At 42.3% G+C, this 23,483-nt stretch carries 30 protein-coding genes; 20 read left to right on the forward strand and 10 right to left on the reverse strand.

The genetic code is table 11. The features are described 5' to 3' along the window. Positions 1–86: 86 nt before the first annotated feature. The 4 genes from ABN702_RS01485 to ABN702_RS01500 form a co-directional block, all read right to left on the reverse strand. Positions 87–620, reverse strand: coding sequence for a hypothetical protein (locus ABN702_RS01485; RefSeq protein ID WP_417899104.1), 534 nt, complete (start codon positions 618–620; stop codon positions 87–89). Positions 621–930: 310 nt separating this feature from the next. Further along, on the reverse strand, positions 931–1,875 hold the full coding sequence (locus ABN702_RS01490) for an IS3 family transposase (RefSeq protein WP_417899105.1): 945 nt from the start codon (positions 1,873–1,875) through the stop codon (positions 931–933). 5 nt (positions 1,876–1,880) lie between these two features. Then, on the reverse strand, positions 1,881–2,195 hold the full coding sequence (locus ABN702_RS01495; RefSeq protein ID WP_417897840.1) for a helix-turn-helix domain-containing protein: 315 nt from the start codon (positions 2,193–2,195) through the stop codon (positions 1,881–1,883). A 277-nt stretch (positions 2,196–2,472) separates the two neighbouring features. Next, the gene (locus ABN702_RS01500) at positions 2,473–3,465 is read right to left on the reverse strand and encodes an NAD(P)/FAD-dependent oxidoreductase (RefSeq protein ID WP_417899106.1); all 993 of its coding nucleotides are present in this window, start codon (positions 3,463–3,465) and stop codon (positions 2,473–2,475) included. 432 nt (positions 3,466–3,897) lie between these two features. On the opposite strand from ABN702_RS01500, the gene ABN702_RS01505 reads away from it, so the two are divergent. From ABN702_RS01505 to ABN702_RS01525, 5 genes are all read left to right on the forward strand, one after another. Further along, the gene (locus ABN702_RS01505; RefSeq protein WP_417899107.1) at positions 3,898–5,124 is read left to right on the forward strand and encodes an NAD(P)/FAD-dependent oxidoreductase; all 1,227 of its coding nucleotides are present in this window, start codon (positions 3,898–3,900) and stop codon (positions 5,122–5,124) included. 94 nt (positions 5,125–5,218) lie between these two features. Then, the gene (locus ABN702_RS01510) at positions 5,219–5,746 is read left to right on the forward strand and encodes an NUDIX domain-containing protein (protein WP_417899108.1); all 528 of its coding nucleotides are present in this window, start codon (positions 5,219–5,221) and stop codon (positions 5,744–5,746) included. A 128-nt stretch (positions 5,747–5,874) separates the two neighbouring features. Continuing rightward, on the forward strand, positions 5,875–5,997 hold the full coding sequence (locus tag ABN702_RS01515) for a YuiA family protein (RefSeq protein ID WP_417899109.1): 123 nt from the start codon (positions 5,875–5,877) through the stop codon (positions 5,995–5,997). Between the two features lie 139 nt (positions 5,998–6,136). Then, complete coding sequence (locus tag ABN702_RS01520; protein WP_417899110.1) at positions 6,137–6,460, forward strand: YuiB family protein; 324 nt, start codon at positions 6,137–6,139, stop codon at positions 6,458–6,460. 531 nt (positions 6,461–6,991) lie between these two features. Continuing rightward, a complete protein-coding gene (locus ABN702_RS01525) occupies positions 6,992–7,702 on the forward strand; it encodes a 3D domain-containing protein (protein WP_417899111.1) in 711 nt (236 codons plus the stop codon). Between the two features lie 39 nt (positions 7,703–7,741). Here the strand turns inward: ABN702_RS01525 and ABN702_RS01530 are convergent, their stop codons facing one another. Continuing rightward, on the reverse strand, positions 7,742–8,551 hold the full coding sequence (locus ABN702_RS01530) for a cobalamin-binding protein (protein ID WP_417899112.1): 810 nt from the start codon (positions 8,549–8,551) through the stop codon (positions 7,742–7,744). Between the two features lie 8 nt (positions 8,552–8,559). Beyond that, positions 8,560–9,042 (reverse strand): divergent PAP2 family protein, encoded by a 483-nt coding sequence (locus ABN702_RS01535; RefSeq protein WP_417899113.1) that lies wholly within the window; start codon positions 9,040–9,042, stop codon positions 8,560–8,562. Between the two features lie 210 nt (positions 9,043–9,252). Between ABN702_RS01535 and ABN702_RS01540 the strand changes: the two genes are divergently transcribed. The 3 genes from ABN702_RS01540 (at position 9,253) to ABN702_RS01550 (ending at position 12,747) form a co-directional block, all read left to right on the forward strand. After that, positions 9,253–9,633, forward strand: coding sequence for a DUF309 domain-containing protein (locus tag ABN702_RS01540; RefSeq protein WP_417899114.1), 381 nt, complete (start codon positions 9,253–9,255; stop codon positions 9,631–9,633). 62 nt (positions 9,634–9,695) lie between these two features. Next, on the forward strand, positions 9,696–11,204 hold the full coding sequence (locus ABN702_RS01545; RefSeq protein ID WP_417899115.1) for a leucyl aminopeptidase: 1,509 nt from the start codon (positions 9,696–9,698) through the stop codon (positions 11,202–11,204). A gap of 211 nt (positions 11,205–11,415) precedes the next feature. Beyond that, the gene (locus tag ABN702_RS01550; protein WP_417899116.1) at positions 11,416–12,747 is read left to right on the forward strand and encodes a Na+/H+ antiporter family protein; all 1,332 of its coding nucleotides are present in this window, start codon (positions 11,416–11,418) and stop codon (positions 12,745–12,747) included. Between the two features lie 532 nt (positions 12,748–13,279). Here ABN702_RS01550 and ABN702_RS01555 read toward each other — a convergent pair. Both ABN702_RS01555 and ABN702_RS01560 read right to left on the reverse strand, forming a co-directional pair. Then, positions 13,280–13,876 (reverse strand): biotin transporter BioY, encoded by a 597-nt coding sequence (locus ABN702_RS01555; protein ID WP_417899117.1) that lies wholly within the window; start codon positions 13,874–13,876, stop codon positions 13,280–13,282. A 170-nt stretch (positions 13,877–14,046) separates the two neighbouring features. Continuing rightward, positions 14,047–14,289, reverse strand: a complete 243-nt coding sequence (locus ABN702_RS01560) for a hypothetical protein (RefSeq protein ID WP_386641203.1) — start codon at positions 14,287–14,289, stop codon at positions 14,047–14,049. 425 nt (positions 14,290–14,714) lie between these two features. On the opposite strand from ABN702_RS01560, the gene ABN702_RS01565 reads away from it, so the two are divergent. From ABN702_RS01565 to ABN702_RS01620, 12 genes are all read left to right on the forward strand, one after another. After that, on the forward strand, positions 14,715–14,900 hold the full coding sequence (locus ABN702_RS01565) for a hypothetical protein (RefSeq protein WP_386641206.1): 186 nt from the start codon (positions 14,715–14,717) through the stop codon (positions 14,898–14,900). Then, on the forward strand, positions 14,872–15,273 hold the full coding sequence (locus ABN702_RS01570) for a hypothetical protein (protein ID WP_417899118.1): 402 nt from the start codon (positions 14,872–14,874) through the stop codon (positions 15,271–15,273). The genes ABN702_RS01565 and ABN702_RS01570 overlap by 29 nt, the downstream gene beginning before the upstream one ends. A gap of 1 nt (position 15,274) precedes the next feature. Next, positions 15,275–15,535: a gas vesicle structural protein GvpA gene (gene gvpA, locus ABN702_RS01575; RefSeq protein WP_204418811.1), complete on the forward strand. Its 261-nt coding sequence runs from the start codon at positions 15,275–15,277 to the stop codon at positions 15,533–15,535. Positions 15,536–15,617: 82 nt separating this feature from the next. Then, complete coding sequence (gvpO, locus tag ABN702_RS01580; RefSeq protein ID WP_417899119.1) at positions 15,618–15,884, forward strand: gas vesicle protein GvpO; 267 nt, start codon at positions 15,618–15,620, stop codon at positions 15,882–15,884. A gap of 31 nt (positions 15,885–15,915) precedes the next feature. Further along, a complete protein-coding gene (gene gvpN / locus ABN702_RS01585) occupies positions 15,916–16,830 on the forward strand; it encodes a gas vesicle protein GvpN (protein WP_417899120.1) in 915 nt (304 codons plus the stop codon). Further along, a complete protein-coding gene (locus ABN702_RS01590; RefSeq protein ID WP_417899121.1) occupies positions 16,820–17,581 on the forward strand; it encodes a GvpL/GvpF family gas vesicle protein in 762 nt (253 codons plus the stop codon). The genes gvpN and ABN702_RS01590 overlap by 11 nt, the downstream gene beginning before the upstream one ends. Next, complete coding sequence (locus tag ABN702_RS01595; protein WP_417899122.1) at positions 17,581–17,844, forward strand: gas vesicle protein GvpG; 264 nt, start codon at positions 17,581–17,583, stop codon at positions 17,842–17,844. The genes ABN702_RS01590 and ABN702_RS01595 overlap by 1 nt, the downstream gene beginning before the upstream one ends. Positions 17,845–17,847: 3 nt before the next feature. Beyond that, positions 17,848–18,663 (forward strand): GvpL/GvpF family gas vesicle protein, encoded by an 816-nt coding sequence (locus ABN702_RS01600; protein ID WP_417899123.1) that lies wholly within the window; start codon positions 17,848–17,850, stop codon positions 18,661–18,663. Between the two features lie 15 nt (positions 18,664–18,678). After that, the gene (locus ABN702_RS01605) at positions 18,679–18,933 is read left to right on the forward strand and encodes a gas vesicle protein (protein ID WP_417899124.1); all 255 of its coding nucleotides are present in this window, start codon (positions 18,679–18,681) and stop codon (positions 18,931–18,933) included. Beyond that, positions 18,894–19,178, forward strand: coding sequence for a gas vesicle protein K (locus ABN702_RS01610; protein WP_417899125.1), 285 nt, complete (start codon positions 18,894–18,896; stop codon positions 19,176–19,178). Before ABN702_RS01605 ends, ABN702_RS01610 begins: the two co-directional genes overlap by 40 nt. Positions 19,179–19,207: 29 nt before the next feature. Beyond that, complete coding sequence (locus ABN702_RS01615) at positions 19,208–19,510, forward strand: gas vesicle protein (RefSeq protein ID WP_417899126.1); 303 nt, start codon at positions 19,208–19,210, stop codon at positions 19,508–19,510. A 548-nt stretch (positions 19,511–20,058) separates the two neighbouring features. Next, complete coding sequence (locus ABN702_RS01620; RefSeq protein WP_417899127.1) at positions 20,059–20,826, forward strand: SDR family oxidoreductase; 768 nt, start codon at positions 20,059–20,061, stop codon at positions 20,824–20,826. A 72-nt stretch (positions 20,827–20,898) separates the two neighbouring features. On the opposite strand, the gene rodA is transcribed toward ABN702_RS01620, so the two are convergent. Together rodA and ftsW are read right to left on the reverse strand one after the other, a co-directional pair. Next, the gene (gene rodA, locus ABN702_RS01625) at positions 20,899–22,065 is read right to left on the reverse strand and encodes a rod shape-determining protein RodA (RefSeq protein WP_417899128.1); all 1,167 of its coding nucleotides are present in this window, start codon (positions 22,063–22,065) and stop codon (positions 20,899–20,901) included. Beyond that, a complete protein-coding gene (gene ftsW / locus ABN702_RS01630) occupies positions 22,041–23,195 on the reverse strand; it encodes a putative lipid II flippase FtsW (RefSeq protein ID WP_417899129.1) in 1,155 nt (384 codons plus the stop codon). Before ftsW ends, rodA begins: the two co-directional genes overlap by 25 nt. Positions 23,196–23,483: the final 288 nt, after the last annotated feature.

Genomic DNA, 23,483 nt, shown 5'->3' on the forward strand with positions numbered 1-23,483 from the left:
CCCTAGTGCGGAAATCAACAGCGGTGCTTAATAACCTCTTTTGTTAAAGAGAAAGCACCGCTATCACGCAGCGGTGCTCTTCTTCATTATTGTTTTGCTGATTTCCATCTATAAAAGATGCAGCCACCTAATACCAGCACCACACCCAATGCTCCCACGACAAGATTCTGAGTGGAAGGGGAGTGGGCTGCTGCATCACCTGATCTGGTAGGGATGGTTCCATCCCCAAGTTCTTTTAGGTCGTCTTGTGCATAAGCCAATTCTGCTGTTCTGGAGCACAACGACGTTATATACTTCCCTTCTTCAAGGCTTGCATACACGATATATTCTTTGCCAGTTTCAAAATTCACGCCACAACCTGCAGAGTCTATGGCAGTATTCACCGTTACCTCTTTGGAGTCCATTCCTTTCCACGATTCTTTTACACTGATTTTGGCTGAGAGCGTACTGTCATCTGTTTTGACATCCATCACTTTTCCGGAGAAGACAGCATCCGATTTTTCCAATTCCGCTAACGGAGTACCGGGTGGGAAGCAGGAGCAGGCGTAGGTTGAAGAGGAAAAAGGTAGAGAGAAAAGACTGATCAGTAAGAAAAGGAAGCCGATTTTCATCACTTTCATATGTTTTTCACCTCGTCTTGTTATAGTTAATAAGTTTGACGTGAGAAGGAGGATGAAAGTTACAGATAACGGTGAAATTGGTGTGATTCCTAGCAGTTGGTGACATACAAATTCAATGTTTTGGTGTTATGCACAAAAATCTTGGTTTGCGCTCAATTCTGAAGGGTTTACGCTTAAAATCGGTTTGACCCCCTAATTCCTGACGAATTCTCCAAGAAGCTAAATGATTCTTAGTTTTTCATTTTTTCATTTCCTTCTTCACTTTTGACCTTTGCGGATTAGTAAGTGAAGAAGGAGAAATCCTGCATTCTTAAAGGCTTAAGGCCATTTCTTCGGGGAAGCCAATATCCTTATATTTCTCATAGAAATTTACGGGAGACATTCTGCCCAGGCTACCATGATATCGGCGGTGATTATAAAACTTCATGAACTCATCAATTTCATAGTAAGCCTCATCAAAAAGTTCGAAATCATAACGCCTGAATAAATCTCTCTCTAAAATACTAAAAAACGATTCAATATAGGCATTATAATTTGGTGATCTGGGAGGAATCCTTTCATGAAAAACCTTATTTCTCTCGCAAAATTCACCAAAAAGATTACTGACAAATTGAGGTCCGTTATCTGTTCTTATCACAATACAATGATCGTCCGTCTGCTCTAAAGCCTGTAACCCACGTCTAATAATGGCTTCATTAAGCATTCCCGTTATATCCTTGGCTGTGCATCTGGGTCCTCTGTAATATCCAACAATGGCGCGGTCAAAAACATCAATCGCACATGCGACAAAGAAAAACCTTCGGCTTCCTGAAATGGCCCCATATTTTATATCAAGCTGCCAAAGTTGATTAGGGGCAGTAACGAGCCGATTGCGGACAAATCTTTTTGGATACTTCGGATTACCCATTCGCTGGGGAAGGAGAATTCCTAATTTCCTGCATAACCTAGCGACCTTTTTATGATTAATTTGAAGGTCGTGGTGATCTTTTAGAAATTGAGTTAGATTTTTTACACCATATGTTTCGCCGTCCCCTTCGATGGCCTCCATTAGAAATTCTTCTATCTGCTCATCCGGAATGATTTCTCCTCTATTTGTTTTAGAGTAACCTGGAATCGGGCGTCCTCTTTTTTCCTTAGCTACCGCAGCTTCTTCCATGCCATTATGGTAGTAATATAGGGATCGGTTAACCCCCGTTACCTCAGAAAGTTTAGTGATGTGAAACCCCTCCTTTGCCCATAGTCGAACCTCTTCCAAGACCGTCAGGGCCGGTACTGGGTTTTTTTTAATATGTTTCTAAGCATGGCAACTTCCAGCTCTTTTTCACCTAGGAGTTTCATGGCCTGTTCGTATTTAGCCTTCAGCTCTTCTTTTGTGGGTTCAGTAGAAACAATAGCTGATGTTGGATCCTCCATTTGTTCCCTTACCTCATCCTCATACTCTTTGATCCACTTCGTAAGGGTAGTCCGAGAAATTCCTGCATGACGGGCGATGGACGAGTAATTACCACTTTCTAAAGCCATTCGGACATAGTTTCTTTTGACTTCCTCCAAGGCTTCAATCTTTTTCTTTGGCATTGAAATTCCCCCTCCCTAATTCCTGTGATTTTATGTCTCTAGTGTACTGTTTTCAGTACAAATGTGTCCAAAGGAATTAGGGGGTCGTAGAGAAATTTTGAAAATACGTGTAAAAAAAAGAATTTATGCACAAAAACTATACATTTATGCACAAAACGCAAAATAAGACAAGGAACATCAATTTTCGCCGCGTGTCCCCCGCTCCATCCCGCACAAAATAGTACCTCGATCGCACAAAAAAGACCAATCCCAAAAAGGATTGGTCTTCAACACGTAATTAAAACAAGCTCGTACTATGAAGCGGTTGTACTTTAGCCTTAGGATCTATATAGGATTTAGCGTTATTCACCGCAGTCGGTGCTTCCCCGAATCCGCAGGCAATAAGCTTCACCTTGCCATCGTACGTACAAATATCACCGGCAGCATAGATTCCTTGGATATTCGTTTCCATTTTGGAATTGACCACAATGGAGTTTTTCTCGATTTCAAGGCCCCAGTCTTTGATCGGACCCAAAGAGGACACGAAGCCGTAGTTAACGATTACGTCATCTACATCAAGTACTTCTCTTTCTTCCGATTTCACTTTTTCAAGTACCACTTGATTAATGGCATTTTCGTCGCCGTTAAGTTCAACTGGTACGTAAGGCGTTTTAATTTCCACCTTAGAGTTCATCAAGAGTTCCACACTATGCTCATGCGCACGGAACTTGTCGCGGCGGTGGATCAGGGTCACTTTTTCAGCGATTGGCTCAAGCATAAGCGCCCAGTCCACTGCTGAGTCTCCTCCACCGAAGACGACGACCTTTTTACCAGCGAACTTGTTCATATCATCAACAAAGTAATGGATGTTTTTGTTTTCGTATTCCATCGCATTTTCCAGTTCAAGACGTCTAGGCTGGAAAGCGCCGTTTCCTGCTGTGATGATGATAGCCTTGGAATAGTGGGTTTCTTTATCAGTGGAGATTTTGAATGTCCCATCTCCCATTTTTTCCAACGTTTGTACAGACTGTTCCAATGCAACCGTTGGCTCAAACTTGGACATCTGCTCTTTCAGGTTGTTGATCAGCTCTTGCGCACGAATTTTCGGAAAGCCTGCAATATCATATATGTACTTTTCCGGATATAAAGCAGATAATTGACCGCCCAATTGTGGCAGACTTTCGATGATTTTAACACTTGCCTGTCTCATTCCCCCGTAGAAAGCAGTGAACAAGCCTGTTGGCCCTCCACCAATAATGGTGATGTCATATACTTTTTGTTCTTCGTTCATCTCTGTCTATCCCCCTAAACATTGATATAACTTCCTTACCCTATCATAGCATAAATTCAGAATAATATCTTTTTTTCATTAGGGCGAATGCTGTCACGCTTCATCTAAATAGCAGTAAAATAGTAATAATAAAGGATGGAACGGGGTTCTCAGCCAGTTTTTTATCTAAATTTTCTAAAGGTTTCAAAACAATCTTTTAGTCTTGAAAAAAGTCAAGAAAAAGAATATGATGTTATGTAGGCAATTATAGTTCTGTGACAAATTAAGCACTTTTATGCCGTTCTTATTCGTGAAGTGTTTCACAAACATTTTTCTCCTATTTATCTTTAAAAACTTTCCTTTAAGGGGATTGTAAGAATAGGTTTAGTGGAATTTGTCTAGCGTCTTTATTTTTTACTTTTATACTTAATCAAAAATATTTTAAAGGTGGATGTGATTCGATTGAAAAAGCCAAGTATAGTAATTTTAGGTGCAGGTTATGGTGGATTGATGACGGCTGTACGTCTTCAAAAGATGATCGGAGTAAACGAAGCGGATATCACTCTTGTTAATAAAAATGATTACCATTATGAGTCTACATGGCTGCATGAAGCTTCTGCGGGAACTTTGCCTGCAGATCGCACGCGCTACAAGGTGTCGGAAGTAATTGATAAGAGCAAGGTACATTTCTTGCATGACACAGTTACGGGAATCAATAAAGAAGCAAAAACCGTTGCATTGACTAAAGGTGGAGAAATCTCTTATGACTTCCTTGTTGTCGGCTTGGGTTATGAAGCGGAAACATTTGGTATCAAAGGCTTGAAAGAGCATGCATTCTCGATTGCTAACCTCAATGTTGCACGAAAAATCAGAGAGCATATTGAGTATCAATTTGCGACTTACAACACAGAAGCTAATCGCCGTGATGATCGTTTAACGATTGTTGTAGGTGGAGCTGGGTTCACTGGTATTGAATTCCTTGGTGAATTGGTAAACCGTGTTCCTGAGCTTTGCAGCGAGTTTGATGTACCAAAAGAAAAAGTGCGTATTGTATGTGTAGAGGCTGCACCGACGGTTCTTCCTGGTTTCGACCCTGAGCTTGTTGAATATGCAGTGGGTACATTAGAGCGCAAGGGCGTGGAGTTCAAAATAGGTACTGCAATCAAAGAAGCAACAGAAGAAGGCATTATCGTTGCGAAGGATGAGCAAGTGGAAGAAATCAAAGCTGGCACTGTTGTATGGGCTGCTGGTGTTCGTGGAAACCACTTGGTGGAAGATTCCGGGTTTGAAAACATGCGCGGACGTGTGAAAGTAGATCCTTACCTAAGAGCACCAGGTCATGATGATGTATTCATCGTTGGAGACTGCTCTTTGATTATCAACGAAGAAATCAACCGTCCATACCCGCCTACTGCACAAATTGCGATGCAGCAAGGGGAAGTATGTGCTAAAAACCTGGCTGTTCTGGTTCGCGGTCAAGGCGAATTGCAAACATTCACTCCTGACTTAAAAGGAACAGTATGTTCACTAGGTGAAGATGATGCGATCGGTGTAGTATTCGGACGCAAAATCATGGGTTCAAAAGCATCCTTCATGAAGAAGATGGTTGATAACCGTGCTCTTTACATGATCGGTGGAGCTGGACTTGTAATGAAAAAGGGTAAATTTAACGTATTATAATTTTTATATCAAGCCGTCCTTTTTATGGGCGGCTTTTTCTTATGGTGAATTACTGATAACATATAGATAGAAGAGAGACTAAGGGGTTGCTATCATGTCAAAAAGAGGAAATGTTTGGTTGGCTGTAGCCGGTGTAGTGAGGTCAGAGGACGGAAAATGGCTCGTGGTGAAGAAGAAGTATGGGGGACTTAAAGGTAAATGGTCCTTTCCGGCTGGCTTTGTAGAACAGAATGAAACAGTGGATGAAGCGGTGAAAAGAGAGATCTTAGAAGAAACAGGAGTGACGGTTATGGTAGAGGGCCTGATTGGTGTGCGATCGGGTGTCATAAAAGAAGAAATCAGTGATAATATGCTGATTTTTCTCTGTAGGCCACTAGACGAAGCGGTGCTGTACCAGCAAAGTGAGCTGTCTGATGCCGCATTTATGACAAAAGAGGCGTTAGAGGAAGATCCCGACACCTCCTTGCTCATCCATTATTGCATCAATCAAGAGAATCTCTCGATACTTAAAGGAACGGATCCCATGAATCCGGGGATATCTTTGGGTACAGTTCCTATAAATTATTTTTCTAAAGATTCCGAAAATTTAAGAAAAAGAGAGATTGAGGTAGATTCCACTTGATGTTATCGCTTACATTAAGATTTTTCGCTATTTTCGTCCCTTTGCAGAATATATAAATGATGATATATTATCAGAAAATTAAATTAAATTTCTGTTTTTAGAGAAAACATCATTTGGAGGGATATGGAATGAAAAATCAACTGCAAACAGAGAAAAAGGACTGTGTTTACTGTTCAGGCAAAGGATATTTTCAATTGTTGTTAGGCGGATCTGAGACCTGCAATTGCTGCGGTGGAAGCGGCAGAAAATAAGATAAATGGCACTATCACATGGTTTCGGACAAAATACCGACAAATGTGATAGTGTTTTTTCATTTGGTTTTCAAATATAATTGACTCGTATCAAGCCATTCAGTACACTAAGAAAAGATGTGTATTGGAGGTGCGCGGTATGAATATACCTATATTGCTTATTTCGATCGTACTATTTTTTGTGTTATTTTTTGGAATTGGATTCCTTCTAAATATGTTATTGCGTATGTCCTGGATTATGGCAATCATCTATCCAGTGGTTTGTATATGGATCATCGTGCAGGATGACTTGAATCTGATAGACTTTTTCAGAAATACTGGAGAAGCATTCTCCACGGTCGGGACAGGGATTGCCTCCTTGCAGATGGCAGATATCTCAATCCTGATCAGTGGTTTCCTGGGAGCCATCCTATCCGGTATTGTCATAAAAATGCTTAGAAAAAGTGGTTATCAGATGTTTTAAAGGAAAGAATCGACAAAAAAGTCGGTTCTTTTTCTTTTGCTCTTAAAACATCGCTGTTGGTTTGCGAACCTTGCTTCGATTCAGGCGAGCAGAAGTTGTATAAATTTGGAGTTCGGGCGAAAAAGAGGTAAGTTCGGGCGCAAATTTTCTAATTCGGGCGTAAATAAAATTTTACGGGCGAAAATCCAACGATTCGGGCGAAAACCCCCAAGGAACGGGCGAATCCCTAAAACTAGTCTAAGCTCCGTGGTGAAAAATCGGGTGGACGGATGAAATTTGCTGCAATACGCTGGTAAAATGGTCAGTTTTTCACCACATAAGAATCATCATATAGCAATTGGAGGCTATTTATCGGCATTTTGAACTCCGCTGTTTCTTATTGCAAAACGGTTCTTTTTTATGGGAAAAATTTAATAGATTGTTAACATTTAATGGAAAAAATAACGTGTTTACTAGACAAATCTCACAAAAATGGAATATTTCTTGGTGAAAGAGGGAAGAAATACTTTGTGAGAGGAGTGATTGTATCACATGAAAACGGCGAAGACGATATGCCGAAGGATGGTTACAGCTATTTTGTTTACTCTGGCGCTATTTGTAACCTTCCAATCTTTATCTGGTGTGGAAGCATCGACCATACAGAATTGGCTAAAAGAAAATGAAATTTATACAACGAAAGAAACAGGCGAACATGAACATAAAAGCTTTTTTAAAAAAATCGGATTGGATTGGAAGAGTTTAAAGATTGCTTTTGCTACTCCAACACTTGTTTCTTCCGAAGAGGCGGTGGAGTCTTCCAAAAGGCTTGAGGATATGGATTGGAGTGGATACGAAAAGCAGACGGTATCTGCAACCGGTTATACAGCAGGCATAGAGTCTACTGGGAAAAACCCCGATCATCCAGGGTATGGAATTACATATTCAGGACTTAAAGTCCGAAGAGATCTATATTCTACAATTGCAGCAGACATAAGTGTATTTCCAATCGGGACCATTCTTTTTATTCCGGAATACGGATATGGAGTGGTGGCCGATACAGGCAGTGCCATCAAAGGGAAAAAGATTGACCTATATTATGAGACAGTCGAGGACGTATTTTCCGAATGGGGCAAAAGAACCCTTGACGTCTATGTGGTCAAAAAAGGTGACGGAAAAATAACGGAAGAAGAGCTGACCTTATTGAATGAAGAAGAAACGATGCAGGTGTTTCGTCAGAAGTTTATAGGGGACAGTGAAAGATAATGTGGACAAGCTGAATAGCTGATAAAATGGTCGATACTATCATAAAAGATAGTTCGACCATTTTTTATCTGTGGAAAATATATCGGGATGCAAAAGCTTGGCAAGTTTTTGGAGTCCTTCCAGCAGCCTTGGGGAGGGCCGGCAGAATAGACGTTCTTCCAGCACAAAAATGTTATCCTGCTTCACTGCATTAGTTTCTGTCCATCCAGGCCTTCTACGAACATGGTCAGGGTTCATTTTGGATTCCTTCACACCGACCCAAATCATGCAAATGACATCGGGATTCCTCTTTCTGACATCCTCCCAATCAGTCTGATAGCTAGCCACTTCCTGGTCAACATACATATTGCTGCTGCCTGCCAGTTCACTGATCTCCGTCAGCCAGTTTACCGATCCTGGAGTAAATACCGGCTTTGGCCACCACTCCCAATATACCTTGGGTTTTATTTTGACGGTTGTTGCCATCTCTTTGTATGATTTTATTAATGCGCACATGGACTCCGATACTTGTCTGGCAAGCTCTTTTCTATCAGTCAGCTCCCCGACATGCAATAAGTCGTTTTGAATATCCTTTAAAGTTTGTGGATTCAATACAATATGTGGAATGTTTCTTTTCTGAAGTGATTCAATATTACGTTCCATACCAGGTACACTAAGGCTCGCGAGAACAAGATCGGGCTTCAGTGCTTCCACTTTATCCATATCAATTTGAAGGTCAGGCCCCAGCTTAGGAAGATTGGTGACTTCTTGTGGCCAGTCAGAGAAATCATCCACCCCTACCAAATCATCAATCAGATTTAGGTAATAAAGTAATTCTGTATTACTAGGACATAAAGAAACGAGTCGCATTCTATCACCTACCAGATCTCTGTAAAATAATGAAGCACTAGCGTAAGTAATATTCCTGTCAGTCCCCCAAAGAAAACTTCAATGGGCTTGTGTCCCAGAAGCTCTTTCAGGTCTTTGACTTTCTCCTGTTCGTTCATTTTCGGCCACTTTTTTGTTTCTTCTACAAACCGGTTAAAATCTCCGACCAATTTATTCAACACGATTGCCTGTTCCCCGGCATGCCTTCTTACCCCTGTAGCATCAAACATGACAATGATGGCAAAAACGGTTGCCACAGCAAAAACGGGAGAAGAAAGTCCAACCTCAAGTCCCACCCCGGTTGCCAAAGCAGTTACTGCAGCAGAGTGGGAACTTGGCATACCGCCGGTGCTTGTTATGAGGGACCAGTCAATACTTCTCGTAGCAATAAATTGAATGGGTACCTTTACGAACTGTGCAAAAAAGATTGCTGCGAGTGCAGCCCATAACGGAAAATTTTCGAATAGTTCCATGCCTCTCCCAACGCCTTTCTATGATGAAATGATAAATATACTATTTACAGGTGGATTCTTCCTTACTATACCCTTTCTCATTTGTTGTAGCACATTTCTTTAGTAAGAAATTCCTTTTTAAAGAATGAAGGGTCTTTCTAATAATTATGAATTATTTTATACCTTTTGTTAAGATAATAATAAGAGAATTTTTGAAGAGGGGATTATGCCATGGTCATGTACCCGGAAGAATACTACGAATTTTTCATTTCTTTTAACGAAGGGGATTATTATACATGTCATGATTTGTTAGAGGAAATCTGGATGACGGATAAGGAGAATTACTTTCTAAAGGGTTTGCTGCAAATGACGGTGGCCATTTACCATTATGAATACGGTAATGTGAAAGGTGCGCGTCTGATGATGCACGCAGGTCTGGTGTATATCCAGAAGTATCGTCCGAAGTTTTGGGGGGTGGATCTGGAAAAGGTCAACGTGTTCATTGTTAATTGTTTGGCTACTTTTCCTCAAGACATTGATAGGGTGCCATTTGAGGAGGTTTCCAATCTGCCGGAGCTTCCTTCTCTTGTGCTTTTTTTGGAAGATGATTAGAAACTCGAAATATTTCTTCTTTTTCGATATAATAGAGACAAATATGTGGGAGGTGCCAGAGGATGTTTACAGTACAAAATCATACGGATTTTACAGAGCAGCAAACGGCAATCATTGTAGGGCTTTCAGAAAAAAATAAAAAGGTGGAAGGTCTGCTCGGAGAATTGGATGCTCAGCTTGACGGCCAGATTACCGATCTATTGAAGGAAGGCGACATTTCCTCCAAGAAAAACAAAATAGCTAAAATACATACGTTTGGAAAAACATCTTTTAAAAGGATTTTTGTTGTAGGTTTAGGCAGAGAAGAGAAAATGAATTTTGAAGAGCTTAGAAAGGTTTTCGGCAGAGTGGCAAAAACGGTTCAAGAGTCGAAGTATACGAGCGTTACGGTCGCTTTGGATACGTTTCTAACAGATAAAATGGATGCTTTGGATGCAGCCCATGCTTTAGGGGAAGCCATTCCGATGGCTACCTATATGTATGACGGATATAAAAAGAAATCCAATGAGCCAGAGGTAAAGCTAGCGAATGTCATGGTTATTACCGATTCCGATAGCGAGGAGATCAAGGCGAGCTTGAAGGTCGGATACCAGTTCGGAACAGGAACCAACTCGGCACGTACGCTGGTCAACCTACCAGGAAACATGCTCACAGCGACGGATATGGCAAATTATGCATCCGAACTATCAAAGAAATACGGATTTGAACTGGAGATCCTGGAAAAAGAAGATATGGAAAAGCTCGGAATGGGCGCGTTGCTTGCTGTAAACAAGGGCTCAGTAGAACCTCCAAAAATGATTGTCATGAAGTACCAGGGCAAAGATGAATGGACGGACGTGATCGGTCTTGTAGGGAAAGGTATCACTTTTGATACTGGCGGTTATTCCATCAAGCCAAAGGACGGCATTGTCGGCATGAAATCCGATATGGGTGGTGCAGCGTCTGTTCTGGGTGCCATGGAAGTTATCGGGGAGCTGAAACCGGAACAGAATGTACTCGCAGTTATCGCGTCTACCGATAATATGATCAGTGGAAACGCCTTTAAGCCGGACGACGTTATTACGTCGATGAGCGGTAAAACAATCGAGGTACTGAACACGGATGCAGAAGGCCGTCTAGTATTGGCTGATGCAATTACATATGCCAAGCACCACGGAGCTAACTATCTTGTAGATGTTGCTACGCTGACAGGCGGTGTAATCATTGCGTTAGGAAACCACACTACCGGTGCATTAACAAATAATGAGGATCTATTCGAACAGATTCTCGAGGCTTCCTATGAAGCGGGAGAGGAAATGTGGCGCCTTCCGATTTTCGAGCACGCGAAGGAAAGAGTTCGCAACAGTAAAGTGGCAGATTTAAATAACTCTCCTGGTCGCGACGGACATGCCATCTTCGCAGCTGCCTTTATCGGCGAATTTGCGGAAGAGACGCCTTGGGTACACTTGGATATCGCTGGAACAGCTACAACCAAATCGAATCACGATTTAGGTCCAGCAGGCGGAACGGGTGTCATGGTGAGAACCCTGGTAACCTTTGTGCTGCGTTTTGGTGAGACGGAAGAGAAATAATAGTACGACACACCTTCTTAACGGAAGGTGTGTTTTTTTGTTCGCAAAACCTGATTCTCCCACCCTCCTACTTTTCTATCATTTTTTGTTGACACACTTTAGCAATCATGATAATTTAGTTTTATGCTTTTTTGCTCTAACTCTCTAATAGTTTAATATAGTAAAGTATAAATATAAATCGTACTTACTGAAAAGAAAGGAAGTAACACTCATGAATGCAGTCCTCATAGCAGTTTTAGTTATGCTCGTATTAAGTTTACTTAGAATAAATGTGGTATTGGCGCTGGTCACTGGTGCGCTGATCGGAGGTCTTGTTGGAGGTTTGGGCCTTGAAACGACGATCAACACGTTTACCGATGGACTTGGTGGTAATGCCGCAGTCGCTTTAAGCTATGCGTTGCTTGGAGCTTTTGCGGTTGCCTTGTCCAAGACAGGCTTGCCGGATGCACTGGTAGAAGGTGCATTGAAGCTGGTCGGATCGAAGGGGGATTCTCGAAAAAAGGCTCTATCAAAGGTACTGATCCTCATGACTATTCTTGCCGTTTCGATCATGTCCCAAAACGTGATACCTGTTCACATTGCCTTTATTCCTATCCTAATACCGCCATTGTTGAAAGTATTAAATGAATTGAAAATTGATCGCCGTTTGACTGCGACCATTATCACTTTCGGTTTAACGGCACCTTATATTCTATTGCCTGTAGGGTTCGGAGGGATTTTCCATGATATCCTGAAAACCAATATGGCAGAAAGCGGAATGAATATCAGCCTTTCTGATATCCCGATGGCGATGCTTATTCCGACATCAGGAATGGTAGCCGGCTTGTTGGTTGCCATTTTCTTCAGTTATAGAAAAGAAAGAAACTATTTACAGGAAGAAATTGCAGGGCAACAAACAGAGAGTTATACAAAAAAATCACTTACTGTTGCGATCGTTGCCGTACTTCTTTCACTTGCTTCACAGCTGTATTTGACGGAAGTAGTTGGGGTTCAAGGGATGATCTATGGATCTCTCGTAGGTATCATCATCCTTTATGCTGGTGGTGCTATGAAATTTAATGAAACAGATGTTATTTTGACTTCAGGTATGCGCATGATGGCATTCATCGGATTTGTCATGATTGCTGCATCCGGATTCGCAAGTGTGCTAAGGGAGACAGGCCACATTGAATCATTGGTGGAGACTTCTGCATCATGGATAGGAACGAACCAGCTTTTAGCAGCGTTCGCTATGCTGCTGGTCGGCTTGCTGATTACAATGGGAATTGGATCTTCTTTCTCCACGATTCCGATTATTGCTGCCATCTTTGTTCCTCTTTGCATGGAGCTTGGATTCAGCCAGATGGCGACCATCGCTATAGTCGGGACAGCAGCAGCGCTTGGGGATGCAGGTTCGCCCGCTTCCGACAGTACGCTGGGGCCGACTTCAGGTCTGAACGCAGACGGACAGCACAACCATATCTGGGATACTTGTGTGCCGACATTCATCCACTACAATATTCCACTGATTATCTTTGGATGCATTGCTGCAATGGTTTTATAATGTAGGCTACCCTGAAAATAAGTATGTGTTCTGTTTAACTCCCTGTTGATTTCCGTTCCAGGTGGCAGCGATCGCGGGGCGGTGCTTGAGCCTCCTCGGCCTTGCCTGCGGGGTCTCAAGTCTACCGCTATCTCCCGCAGGAGTCTCACACCTTGCACTCCAATCAACAGGGGAGGCAGGTGACGCATAACGTCCTCACTATATTTTTATTTCTCATGGTGTAAACCTTTTACATGAGGTTTTTGTTAAACAAAAGTGTAGTTTTGTGTGTATACTAACTGTTGATTGGAGCAATAGGCGAAGACTCCTCGAAAATGCGAGCATTTTCTTCGTGCGATGTATCGCTGCCGCAGCCTTCCTTGTCCTGCGGGAAGCGGCGTTAAGTGGAGACCCCACAGGCGAAGCCGAGGAGGCTCCACGAACGCCCCTTGGGTCGCTGCGCCTAGTGCGGAAATCAACAGCGGTGTTTAACGGAGCCGTAATAGGAAAAGCCCTGCTACTGTAATATCGGTAGCAGGTCTTTTCCTATTATTTAAGCAACTCTCCGTGTGTTGGAGATGTTCGTAGTTTTATTCAATACATGGTACAGTCTCGGTGCAATCATTGCGCAGATAAGTGTAAACACAAAATCTTTTACGGAGAACCAAGCCATGATTCCCCATGCAGCTTTGTAGCTCATACTTCCTTCCGCCACATTGTTTACGATGAACCACATATAGGTTGTGCCAATTACATATATAAGGATGATTCCAACGAATGATGCAGTCATAAAAGTGGCAAGACCCGGTTTTTCGTTTCTTTCCACAATAAGACCAACCACAAAAGCTGTTACGATATAAGAAAGAATGAAGCCGCCTGAGCCGCCAAGTACAGCACCCATCCCAGATCCAAACTGTGCGAAAACAGGTGCTCCTGCAATTCCTACCAATAAATAAACAAACATGCTTATTGCGCCAAGACGTGATCCCAGTAGAATCCCGGCAAGTATACAGAAAAATGGCTGCATGGACAATGGAATGCCTGCCACTTCCAAAAATGGTGCCCAGGAAGTAATGTTGGCCCCAATTGCCATCAGTGCAACAAACATTGCTGCATATGTAATATCCAATGTCTTCATTCTACGCTTCATAATGTAAACCCCTTTGTCTGATGTAGTTAACAATAAAAATGATAATCTATCAGACTCTTGTCTGTCAACATGATTTTTGATTAGGTTGACAAAGAAGGGAGCGCAAATTTCGTCATTTAATAAACGGGCAGGAAAACATATCGTTTTCCTGCCCGTTTTTTAGTGACTAGTTATCTAGCTGATTTACGATACCCTGCTGCAACGGCGGCTTCCTCTGAATCAAACCATTCAATAGCTTTTGTAACTTCATAGAATTGTCCTTCCGGAACATGGTAGATGAGTTCACCACGTGAATTCTGGTTACCTTTTATTTTTACAGCTGCTTGAGCTTTATTGTCAGTACGTAATTTTGTTATGAGTGCTCCTACCAGACTACTGATAAGAATTCCATTGAAAAGCACTGCTTTCTTCATTTGCCTTCCTCCTGTCCATTTCTTTTCTATATGGCCATGTATAGCACCGCCGTTGATTTCCGCACTAGGCGAAGCAACCCAAGGGGCGGTGCTGGAGCCTCCTCGGGCTTCGCCCTGTGGTGTCTCCAGCCTACCGCTACCTCCCACAGGAGTCTTCGCCTATTGCTCCAATCAACTGCTAGCATTCACTTATTTTTTTTAAAGCCTTCAATATTAAGTTATAAAGAATGAATTATTTATTTCTTACCCTTCCTTTAAAGTGCCATAAACATTGAATGCACTAGAAATTATTCCTATAGAGGTAGCTATTACTAAAAAGATAGGGAATCTTACCCCTTTTCCCTCTATTTTGTTTAACTATCCGCCAAACCGTGAATATAACGAGAAACAGAATAAATTTTATCGAATAAAGGAGTGGAAGATTCATGGATGTTAAAGGTAGCGCATTACAACTTAAGGGAAATAAATGGGTGAAGGGTGCTGTAATTGGCAGTCTAGCCGCAAGTTCCGCATTCTTGTTGAAGTCGGACTCTCGAAATAAGGTGATGAAATTTTTTCGAAGAGACAAAGGGAACCAAGAACATGAAGCAACTGAAGAAAAGGCTGATTAAGAAGGTAAAGAGAGAAGCGACAGAGCAATATATCGACTATAAGAAAAAGAAGACGAAAGAAAAGATGCAGGGGAAAATCACAGCTGCATCCGAATCGTTGGAAGAGTCCAGAAGTGATCTAGCTGATAACGTCCACAATAAAGCGGACGAAATGAAAGTGAAAATACAGGAATCTCTATTAAAGGTCAAAGACAAACTGCAAAAAGTGAAAGAAGCTGGAGAGGCTTTGCAAGGAGACACAGGAAACCGGAAGCACTCCAGTGATATAAAGTCCTATACACAAACAAATAAAGCAACGGAAATAAAGGGAATGAATGCAGTAAAAAGCAATGTGGAAATCCCGCATGCAAGTGATACTAAAGGAGTGAAGTAAATTGGCAGCTATTCAAAAGAGTACAGATGGATCAAGTTTAGCAGAAGTAATCGATAGAATTCTAGATAAAGGGGTCGTCATCGATGTGTATGCCCGCGTTTCATTAGTGGGTATCGAGCTTGTGACAGTTGAAGCACGCGTCGTTATTGCGAGTGTGGACACTTGGTTGCGTTACGCTGAAGCGGTCGGACTGTTACGAGATGACCTGATGGATGATGAATTCAAATTATCCGAACAAGTAAACGAAAGACAAAAAGCGTAAATTTGATAATAGAATAGGCAGGGGACAAGGCACATACGATATGTGCCTTTGTTCCATTTCAATGAATTGGTGGGTGATTAGGATGAGTATGAAAAAGGTATTAAACGAAGTAACGGAGTTCTTTTGCGAATTTGTGAAGCCTCCATATAAAATTACGTCCGTTCAACCGACAGACCAAGGTTGGGACGTCATTGTAGAGGTGATTGAAGAGAAGGAATATATGAAGGCATATGCCAAAGATCAGATGGTTGGCGTCTATCATGCAAGATTAAATACAGAGATGGAAGTGGAATCTTATGATCGCAGAAGCCTGCGGGCAAGAAGTTCCCTGGATTTATATCAAGAGTAAAAGTCGCTGAAATGTCGTGGAGGTTGGAAAGATGAATAAACAATTGGAGCAGGAGATTGTCACACATTCCACAGTGGATGAAATCACATCCAGAACTGTAGATTATCTAAAAAACGGTTTCCCTGTGCATTTTACAGGACCAACAGGAGTAGGGAAGACCTCCATCGCACTTCATGCCGCGCGGAAGCTCTCAAGGCCCATAGTGGTTTTACAAGGGCATGAGGAAATGACCAATGCAGATTTGTTGGGGGACTTCAACGGATATACAAAGAAACTTCTAGTTGATAATTACGTCCGTTCCGTAATGAAAAAAGAGGAAAGCATGCGTGAGAATTGGCAGGAAGGCCTGCTGCTCGAGGCAGTGAAAAATGGTTATACCCTGATATACGATGAGTTCACCAGGTCAAAGCCTGAAACGAACAATCTGTTTTTATCGGTAATCGAAGAGGGAGTACTCCCTTTGTATGGATCTAAGCATAAAGAAAAATGGATACCTGTCCATGAGGATTTTTCCATCATATTTACAAGTAATCCATCTGAATATGCAGGGGTTCATGAAACACAGGATGCGCTGCTTGACCGGATGATCACGATGGAGCTTGATTATATGGATCCTGAAGCTGAATCTGCCATCCTTAGTCAGAAGGCGGAGATAGCAGAGGAGCAGGCTGAAATGATTGCGGGATTTGTATCCAATCTGCGTGAAAAATGCTTATCAAAAAGTAAGCAAGGACCAGGAATACGTGCCGCGCTGATGATTGCGACGGTATCTAAAGATAAAGAAATGAACATCAGTGCCGAGGATGAGGAATTCAAGCAGCTATGCGTAGATATATTATTGCATACCGTTCATAAGGGCATGCAGTATGAAAAGAAATCAAGAAGCTTATCTCTTATCACACAAGAGTTCAAGAAAGCATTTGGAGGGAATAACAATGGAAAGTAAACAAGGTTATTATACATTTTGTGCAATTCCAAAACAGGATACGGAATTAACGCTAGGAAATGTGGAACTCGAAGGAAAGTCCACTCCCTTGCAATTGATCGACTATAAAGAATTCTCCATGGTAGTTGCAAGCGCCCCAATTAAAATCTATCACCCGAAAAAAGACAATCTGCTCACCCACCAATCTGTGGTCTCTTCCATGATGGAAATATCCTCTGTCATCCCCATGAGTTTTGGGAATGTATTTGAATCAGAGGCGGACGTCCAATTTTTAATGAAATCATTACACGACGAATTTGTTGAGATTTTCGCCAAAATCGAAAATAAGATTGAAGTCGGCCTAAAGATCATGGGGAAAGATGAATGGCTGAAAAGCGAAATCAATAAAAATCAGAAGGCAATCAAGCTGAAAGAGAAGATAAAAGGGAAATCGGAAGCTGCCTCCTATTATGAACGCATCGAGCTGGGTGATATGGCACAGCGTTTCATGAAGGAAAAAATGCAGGCATGTATGAAGGAAATCTTCCTGCCACTTGCGGAAAAAGCAGTTTCTGCCAAGCAGAATGAAACGATTGGCGGGAAGATGCTGATCAATGCTTCCTTTTTGATCGACCGTGATGATGAAGCACAATTTGACGAGCTTGTTAATGAGCTATATGAAAAATGGTCCGATAAAGTGGAATTCAAATACACAGGTCCTTGGCCGGCTTACAACTTCATTGATATTAAGCTGAAGGCGAAGAATGCTTAATGATCCATAAGTTGTTGACCGGACCGATGGGCGCGATTGTTAAGCTCGGTGAAAAAATACAGGAAGAAGTGGACAAAGAGATGTATGATCTCGATACGATCCAGCAAAAGCTCGTACAGCTTGAGATGATGGCAGAAATGGATGAGATCACAGAAGAGGAACATGCAGAACAGGAAGAAGTATTGCTAGAACGATATGAGATAGCAAAGCTTCGTGAGCAACGAATGTTTGATGATATGAAGAAAAGAGATGGAGGTATATAAGTAATGGAAGCTATCAGTACAGAACAGCTATTTTACTTATACGGATTAATCCCGGCTAAAGAAGTCGAAGATAGACCATTAGATGCGATTATCGGAATTGATGATAAACATGAAATCTATACAAGGCAGCTTGGAGAGGTGTTGGCTGTCATGTGCAGACTGGACGCCGAGGAATACTCGGAGGCAGCAATCGAGGAGAAAATGAACGATATGGAGTGGCTGAAAACGAAAGCTTATCATCACCATGAAACATTGGCCACTCTCCATGAATCATACACACTTGTTCCTCTTAAGTTTTGTACGATCTATAAGAGTGAAGAAAATCTGGCTCTGACCATCGAACAGCAAGAGGAAAAAATCAAAAGTCTTTTTGCAGAGCTTGCCCACAAAGAAGAATGGAATCTAAAAATCTATTGTGAGGATGAGAAAATCAAAGAGGAGATCATGAATCATTCTCCAGCCATAAAAGAGAGGGAAGAAGAAATAGCCGCTTTAAGCCCTGGCAGGCAATTTTTTGAAAAGAAAAAGCTGAAGAACCTGATCGATCAAGAGACAACAGAGGCGAAGAGGAAAAGCTGTGATATCATCCATGAGCAGCTTGGGCATCATTGTTCCGATTCAGCGGTAAAGAAAAATTGGAGCCAGGAGATGACAGGCAGAAAACAGGATATGAACTGGAATGGTGTGTATCTGATTCCAAAAGAAAAGCGTGAGGAATTCATCCAGGAACTTCAGCGCATGAAAGAGTCACATGCCGAAACAGGTTTTACGATGGAATATACAGGACCATGGCCTTGTTATTACTTTGCCAATCTATAGAAGGAAGGGTTCACAATGCCAGCACCTAATGGAGTAGATCCGAATCAAGATGTTTCCTTACTCGATATACTGGATGTCATCCTCGATAAAGGGGTTGCCCTTAGAGGTGAGCTGATCATCTCCATCGCAGATATTGATTTGATTTATTTGGATTTGCGTCTGCTCATTACCTCCGTGGATAAACTCATGCAGACCAACGAGCGGAAAGTAATAGATGAGGAGGAAGAAGAATGGAACACCAGCCACAAAAAAACGGTAGAATTCAGCTAGATCCGGATAATGTGGAACAAGGGCTTTCCCAATTGGTACTGACAGTGATTGAGCTGTTAAGACAGCTGATTGAAAGGCATGCGTTAAGACGTGTGGAGAGAGGCAATCTGACAGACGAGGAGATTGAAAAGCTCGGTACCGCATTAATGAATCTGGAATTGAAAATGGAAGATTTGAAAGAGATTTTCGACTTAGATGATGAAGATTTGAATATTGACTTAGGTCCTTTAGGGAACCTGTTGTAATCTTCTGAGCGATTAAGGAGCTGTTAATTATGTCCATGCAAACCCCAGGTCAATCTAGTAACCTAGTGGAAGTATTGGAAAAAATATTAGACAAAGGTGTCGTCATTGCAGGGGATATCAAGATAGGCCTTGCGGATGTTGAACTGCTCACCATCAAAATCCGTCTGCTTGTTGCATCTGTCGATAAAGCAAAAGAAATCGGCATGGACTGGTGGGAGACAGACCCTTACTTCTCCTCCAAGCAGGCAACGCGCGAATTGGAGTCACAGAATGAAAAGCTGCTCGAACGGATCGATCAGTTGGAAAAACGTTTAGAAGCACCTAAAAAGTAATGGCTATTATTCTATTTTATTTACTCTATAAACACCGCTGTTGATTTCCGCACTAGGCTCAGCGACCCAAGCGGATTATGCACCGCCCCGCGATTGTTGCTTCAGTGTGTATAGACAAAAGGGATTCGGAATGGTCACATTACGAATCCCTTATTTAGATTTAGTAGGACTTTATCGTCGTTTAGATCTCTTGGCTCCTTTACTTAAGATAGCTATCGCTGGGACAGGCTTAAAAAACACGTGGTTATCGTTCCACAAAAAGTTTAAAAAACTCAGTTGATTGGAGTGGAAGGCACGGAGACTCCTGCGGGAGGAAGGGACAAGGGAGACCCCGCAGACGCGCAGCGTCGAGGAGGCTCCCGGACCGCCCGCGGAAAGCGCAGTGCCTGGAACGGAAATCAACGGGCTTCATCATACAGGTACATAAAAAAACTGTAGACAACCTCGAATGACCTCGAGTTTGTCTACAGTCTAAAGCAGCGAAATGATTCGCTGCTTTTTTTCTGTGTCTGGAAGTGGAATTATGCTAATCTATTGGAAAGGGAGGGATGTTGGTGGAGAAAATAGCTGTAATTACCGGTGCCAGCCGATTGAAAGGGATAGGAGCAGCCATATGCCGTGAATTGGCGGATGCCGGCCATCACATTTTTTTTACATACTGGATGGATTACGACAGGGCAATGCCGTGGGATTCGGAAAGCAATGAGCCTGTCCTGCTGAAAAACGAACTCGAAACCAAGGGCGTGAAAGCCGCGAGCCTGGAATTGGACTTGTCCCGAAGTGATTCGGCAGAACTGCTGATGGAAGCGGTGCAAAAGGAGTTGGGGAAGCCTGATATCCTCATAAACAATGCCGCCTATTCGACCAATAACGACTTCTCGGACCTGACTGCTGAAGAGCTTGATAAGCATTATTTAATCAATATCCGTGCCACCACACTATTAAGCATTCAATTTGCTAGAGTGTTTGATAAGCAGGCTGGAGGGAGAATCGTCAATCTTACATCCGGTCAGTCACAGGGCCCGATGCCAGGAGAGTTGGCCTATGCCACTACCAAAGGGGCTGTCGATGCGCTAACCCTGACTCTATCTGCAGAATTGGCTCCCTTGGGCATAACCGTTAATGCTATAAATCCTGGACCGACAGACACGGGTTGGATGACCGAATCCATCAAAAGGGAGCTACAGCCCTTGTTCCCTTTTGGCAGGGTGGGAGAGCCTCGCGATGTGGCAAAGACGATCCGCTTCCTCGTAAGCGATCAGGCCGATTGGATCACGGGACAGGTCATTCATTCAGAAGGCGGATTTAGGAGATAGATAACAAAAGGCTCGTTTCACCAGGTTTCTGGTAAAACGAGCCTTTACTTATATGAAACTACAAAACAACTATCAATCAAACATAAACTGCTTCGTCCTGTACTTCACACTCATGACAATTCCCATCGCAATCATATTGGTCAGCAAAGCACTGCCCCCATAACTCATGAAAGGAAGAGCCAAACCGGTTATTGGCATAAGACCGATAGTCATACCGATATTCTGGAAAATCTGAAAAGCAAAGAGTCCGATGACTCCGGTTACCAAGTAGGTGCCAAATGGATTATCACAGTTAATTGCAATCATGATTAATCTGTAGATCATAATGAAATATATCGAAATAACTAGTGTTGCCCCGACAAATCCAAATTCCTCCCCGATCAAGGCAAAGATGAAGTCCGTCTGCACCTCGGGTATTCTTCCGCTTTGTGACTGGACTCCCTGCAACAGGCCGCGTCCGGATACTTGCCCTGCTCCAATCCCTTTTAACGCTTCCGTCAATTGGAATCCATAGGAGGACGCGTATTCCTCTCTGCTTAACCAGCCATAAATACGTTCAAGCTGATGGGGTTCGATAAATTTGGTGAATAGCTCAAAATGAAAGTTATGCAGATAGACCAGTGTCCCTAATACTGAAATAATGAATCCCGCTAACAGCGACAACACTTTCCAGGACGTCCCACTGATGAATATCATCGTAATCATGATTGCAGCGATAACAAGTGCCGTACCAAGGTCTGGCTGTTTCAAAATCAGAAGAAAAGGCGGCATCGTATATGCAATCAGTTTAATAACTACGATTGGTGGTGTCTTAAAGTCCAGTTCATGCTTTTCCTTCATCCATTTATTGATGACTGCTGCAAGAAGGATGAGTAAAAATATTTTCATAAACTCTGAAGGCTGCAGCATGAACCCCCCAAGATTGATCCAACGTTGTGAACCGTTTCGGACCGTACCGAATAACTCGACGGCAACCAATAGAATCAGTCCGAGCGTATAGAAGGGAAGGGCAAGGTTCTCCAACAGTTCATAGTCAAAGAACATGATGGAAACCATGATGCCAACCCCGATGATGTACCAAACAATCTGCCGTTTAAGAAAGTAAAAAGGGTCATTTGCAAAATACTGACCCGAAGCACTATATACTGCCACTAAACTTATAATAAAAAGTAAAAACAGCAGAAATAACAATGTATAATCGACTCGATTATACTCTAGCTTGTTATTTTCTGTCCCCATGATGTTTGTGTCTCCTCTCGAGCCTCAATAGCCAGTTTTGCATGTTTCGATAGGTGGACTAAAATTCCTGCAGCAAAAATCGTGATAAGTAAGGAAGAACCACCATAACTGATAAATGGCAGGGTTATTCCTGTAATAGGTAACATTCCATTAACAGCGCCGGCATTCATAAATACTTGGCTGCTGATCTGAAAAGTGATCCCGAATGCGAGCAGCTTACCAAATGGATCTTTGATGGCTACCCCAATGCGGACCCCTCGAACAAGTACGATTAGATACAAAATAAAGAGAAATATTACCCCGAACATGCCCAATTCCTCTGAAATGACAGCCAGGATAAAGTCTGTGTGGGCTTCAGGAAGGTAACCAAGCTTCTGTATTCCTTGAGCGAGGCCTCTTCCCCACAATCCCCCTTCACCAATGGCAATATAGGAGTTGATTAATTGATAGCCATCTCCTCCTGCATCTGCAAAAGGATCGACAAAAGAGGTCAAGCGTTTTAATCGGTAGGTGGCAGTAGTGGCTAATAGACCTATTACCCCGACTGCAACTGTACCCAATAAAAGAATATGCTTCAATTTTGCCCCTGAACAAATCAATATCGCGCCACAGCCTGCAATAATTGCGGTGGCTGTCCCGAGATCGGGCTGTTGCATCAACAGAACGAAAATCAGCCCCAAAACCAGAAGCGGTGGAGAAACACCTTTTTTGAATTGATGTATGTATGGCTGTTTCCGCGCATAAACCCTTGCGAAATAAATCAACATCCCAAGCTTGGCAATTTCGGCCGGTTGAATGGTGAAACTTCCTACTGGAAACCAGCTTCTCGCTCCATTTACTTCTTTTCCAATACCAGGAATCAATACTAATAATAAGAGGAGAATGATTACTGCAAGCATGAGTGGAGTGAATCTATCGTATAGCTTATAAGGAGTAATAATGGCGGTGATAAAAACGGGAATTCCTACGTAGAGCCAGACTTTCTGCCGGTTAAAAAAATAACTCGCATCATCGTAGGTCTCCAGGCCAAAAAGCATCCCTGCGCTGTATATCATGACCAATCCATAGACACATAACAAAACAAGTGCTGTAATCAATATCCAATCTAGCTTTTTAAAATGTGTAATCATTATATTAACTCCTTTAAAAACACAAAGAATCTCCCAAAATAATTATACAATACAAGCCCATTACAAAGATATGAAAAGAATATTACAATTCAAAACCGTGAAAGCGGACGGAGCCAGACATTGCATGAAATTCAGTGAAGACTCTCGAAGACCACCTTTCCCTTAGCCATTATCAAAAACAAAAAGAAGCTAAGAATTGCTAGCTTCTTTGATAGATTGTTTACGTATGAAGAACGCATCCTCCATGGTAGGAGGAATCCTTGCAAAGCCTGGAGCGGGCTGCTGTTG

Source organism: Bacillus haimaensis, assembly GCF_048270625.1.
Lineage (GTDB): Bacteria > Bacillota > Bacilli > Bacillales > Bacillaceae_I > Sutcliffiella_A > Sutcliffiella_A haimaensis.

Bases quoted from the DNA above. Each gene is read 5' to 3' on its own strand.
- ABN702_RS01485 (WP_417899104.1), bottom strand. From the start codon at position 620: ATGAAAGTGATGAAAATCGGCTTCCTTTTCTTACTGATCAGTCTTTTC.
- ABN702_RS01495 (WP_417897840.1), bottom strand. From the start codon at position 2,195: ATGCCAAAGAAAAAGATTGAAGCCTTGGAGGAAGTCAAAAGAAACTAT.
- ABN702_RS01500 (WP_417899106.1), bottom strand. From the start codon at position 3,465: ATGAACGAAGAACAAAAAGTATATGACATCACCATTATTGGTGGAGGG.
- ABN702_RS01510 (WP_417899108.1), top strand. From the start codon at position 5,219: ATGTCAAAAAGAGGAAATGTTTGGTTGGCTGTAGCCGGTGTAGTGAGG.
- ABN702_RS01515 (WP_417899109.1), top strand. From the start codon at position 5,875: ATGAAAAATCAACTGCAAACAGAGAAAAAGGACTGTGTTTACTGTTCA.
- ABN702_RS01520 (WP_417899110.1), top strand. From the start codon at position 6,137: ATGAATATACCTATATTGCTTATTTCGATCGTACTATTTTTTGTGTTA.
- ABN702_RS01525 (WP_417899111.1), top strand. From the start codon at position 6,992: ATGAAAACGGCGAAGACGATATGCCGAAGGATGGTTACAGCTATTTTG.
- ABN702_RS01530 (WP_417899112.1), bottom strand. From the start codon at position 8,551: ATGCGACTCGTTTCTTTATGTCCTAGTAATACAGAATTACTTTATTAC.
- ABN702_RS01535 (WP_417899113.1), bottom strand. From the start codon at position 9,042: ATGGAACTATTCGAAAATTTTCCGTTATGGGCTGCACTCGCAGCAATC.
- ABN702_RS01540 (WP_417899114.1), top strand. From the start codon at position 9,253: ATGGTCATGTACCCGGAAGAATACTACGAATTTTTCATTTCTTTTAAC.
- ABN702_RS01545 (WP_417899115.1), top strand. From the start codon at position 9,696: ATGTTTACAGTACAAAATCATACGGATTTTACAGAGCAGCAAACGGCA.
- ABN702_RS01550 (WP_417899116.1), top strand. From the start codon at position 11,416: ATGAATGCAGTCCTCATAGCAGTTTTAGTTATGCTCGTATTAAGTTTA.
- ABN702_RS01555 (WP_417899117.1), bottom strand. From the start codon at position 13,876: ATGAAGCGTAGAATGAAGACATTGGATATTACATATGCAGCAATGTTT.
- ABN702_RS01560 (WP_386641203.1), bottom strand. From the start codon at position 14,289: ATGAAGAAAGCAGTGCTTTTCAATGGAATTCTTATCAGTAGTCTGGTA.
- ABN702_RS01565 (WP_386641206.1), top strand. From the start codon at position 14,715: ATGGATGTTAAAGGTAGCGCATTACAACTTAAGGGAAATAAATGGGTG.
- ABN702_RS01570 (WP_417899118.1), top strand. From the start codon at position 14,872: ATGAAGCAACTGAAGAAAAGGCTGATTAAGAAGGTAAAGAGAGAAGCG.
- gvpO (WP_417899119.1), top strand. From the start codon at position 15,618: ATGAGTATGAAAAAGGTATTAAACGAAGTAACGGAGTTCTTTTGCGAA.
- gvpN (WP_417899120.1), top strand. From the start codon at position 15,916: ATGAATAAACAATTGGAGCAGGAGATTGTCACACATTCCACAGTGGAT.
- ABN702_RS01590 (WP_417899121.1), top strand. From the start codon at position 16,820: ATGGAAAGTAAACAAGGTTATTATACATTTTGTGCAATTCCAAAACAG.
- ABN702_RS01595 (WP_417899122.1), top strand. From the start codon at position 17,581: ATGATCCATAAGTTGTTGACCGGACCGATGGGCGCGATTGTTAAGCTC.
- ABN702_RS01600 (WP_417899123.1), top strand. From the start codon at position 17,848: ATGGAAGCTATCAGTACAGAACAGCTATTTTACTTATACGGATTAATC.
- ABN702_RS01605 (WP_417899124.1), top strand. From the start codon at position 18,679: ATGCCAGCACCTAATGGAGTAGATCCGAATCAAGATGTTTCCTTACTC.
- ABN702_RS01610 (WP_417899125.1), top strand. From the start codon at position 18,894: ATGGAACACCAGCCACAAAAAAACGGTAGAATTCAGCTAGATCCGGAT.
- ABN702_RS01615 (WP_417899126.1), top strand. From the start codon at position 19,208: ATGTCCATGCAAACCCCAGGTCAATCTAGTAACCTAGTGGAAGTATTG.
- ABN702_RS01620 (WP_417899127.1), top strand. From the start codon at position 20,059: ATGTTGGTGGAGAAAATAGCTGTAATTACCGGTGCCAGCCGATTGAAA.
- rodA (WP_417899128.1), bottom strand. From the start codon at position 22,065: ATGGGGACAGAAAATAACAAGCTAGAGTATAATCGAGTCGATTATACA.
- ftsW (WP_417899129.1), bottom strand. From the start codon at position 23,195: ATGATTACACATTTTAAAAAGCTAGATTGGATATTGATTACAGCACTT.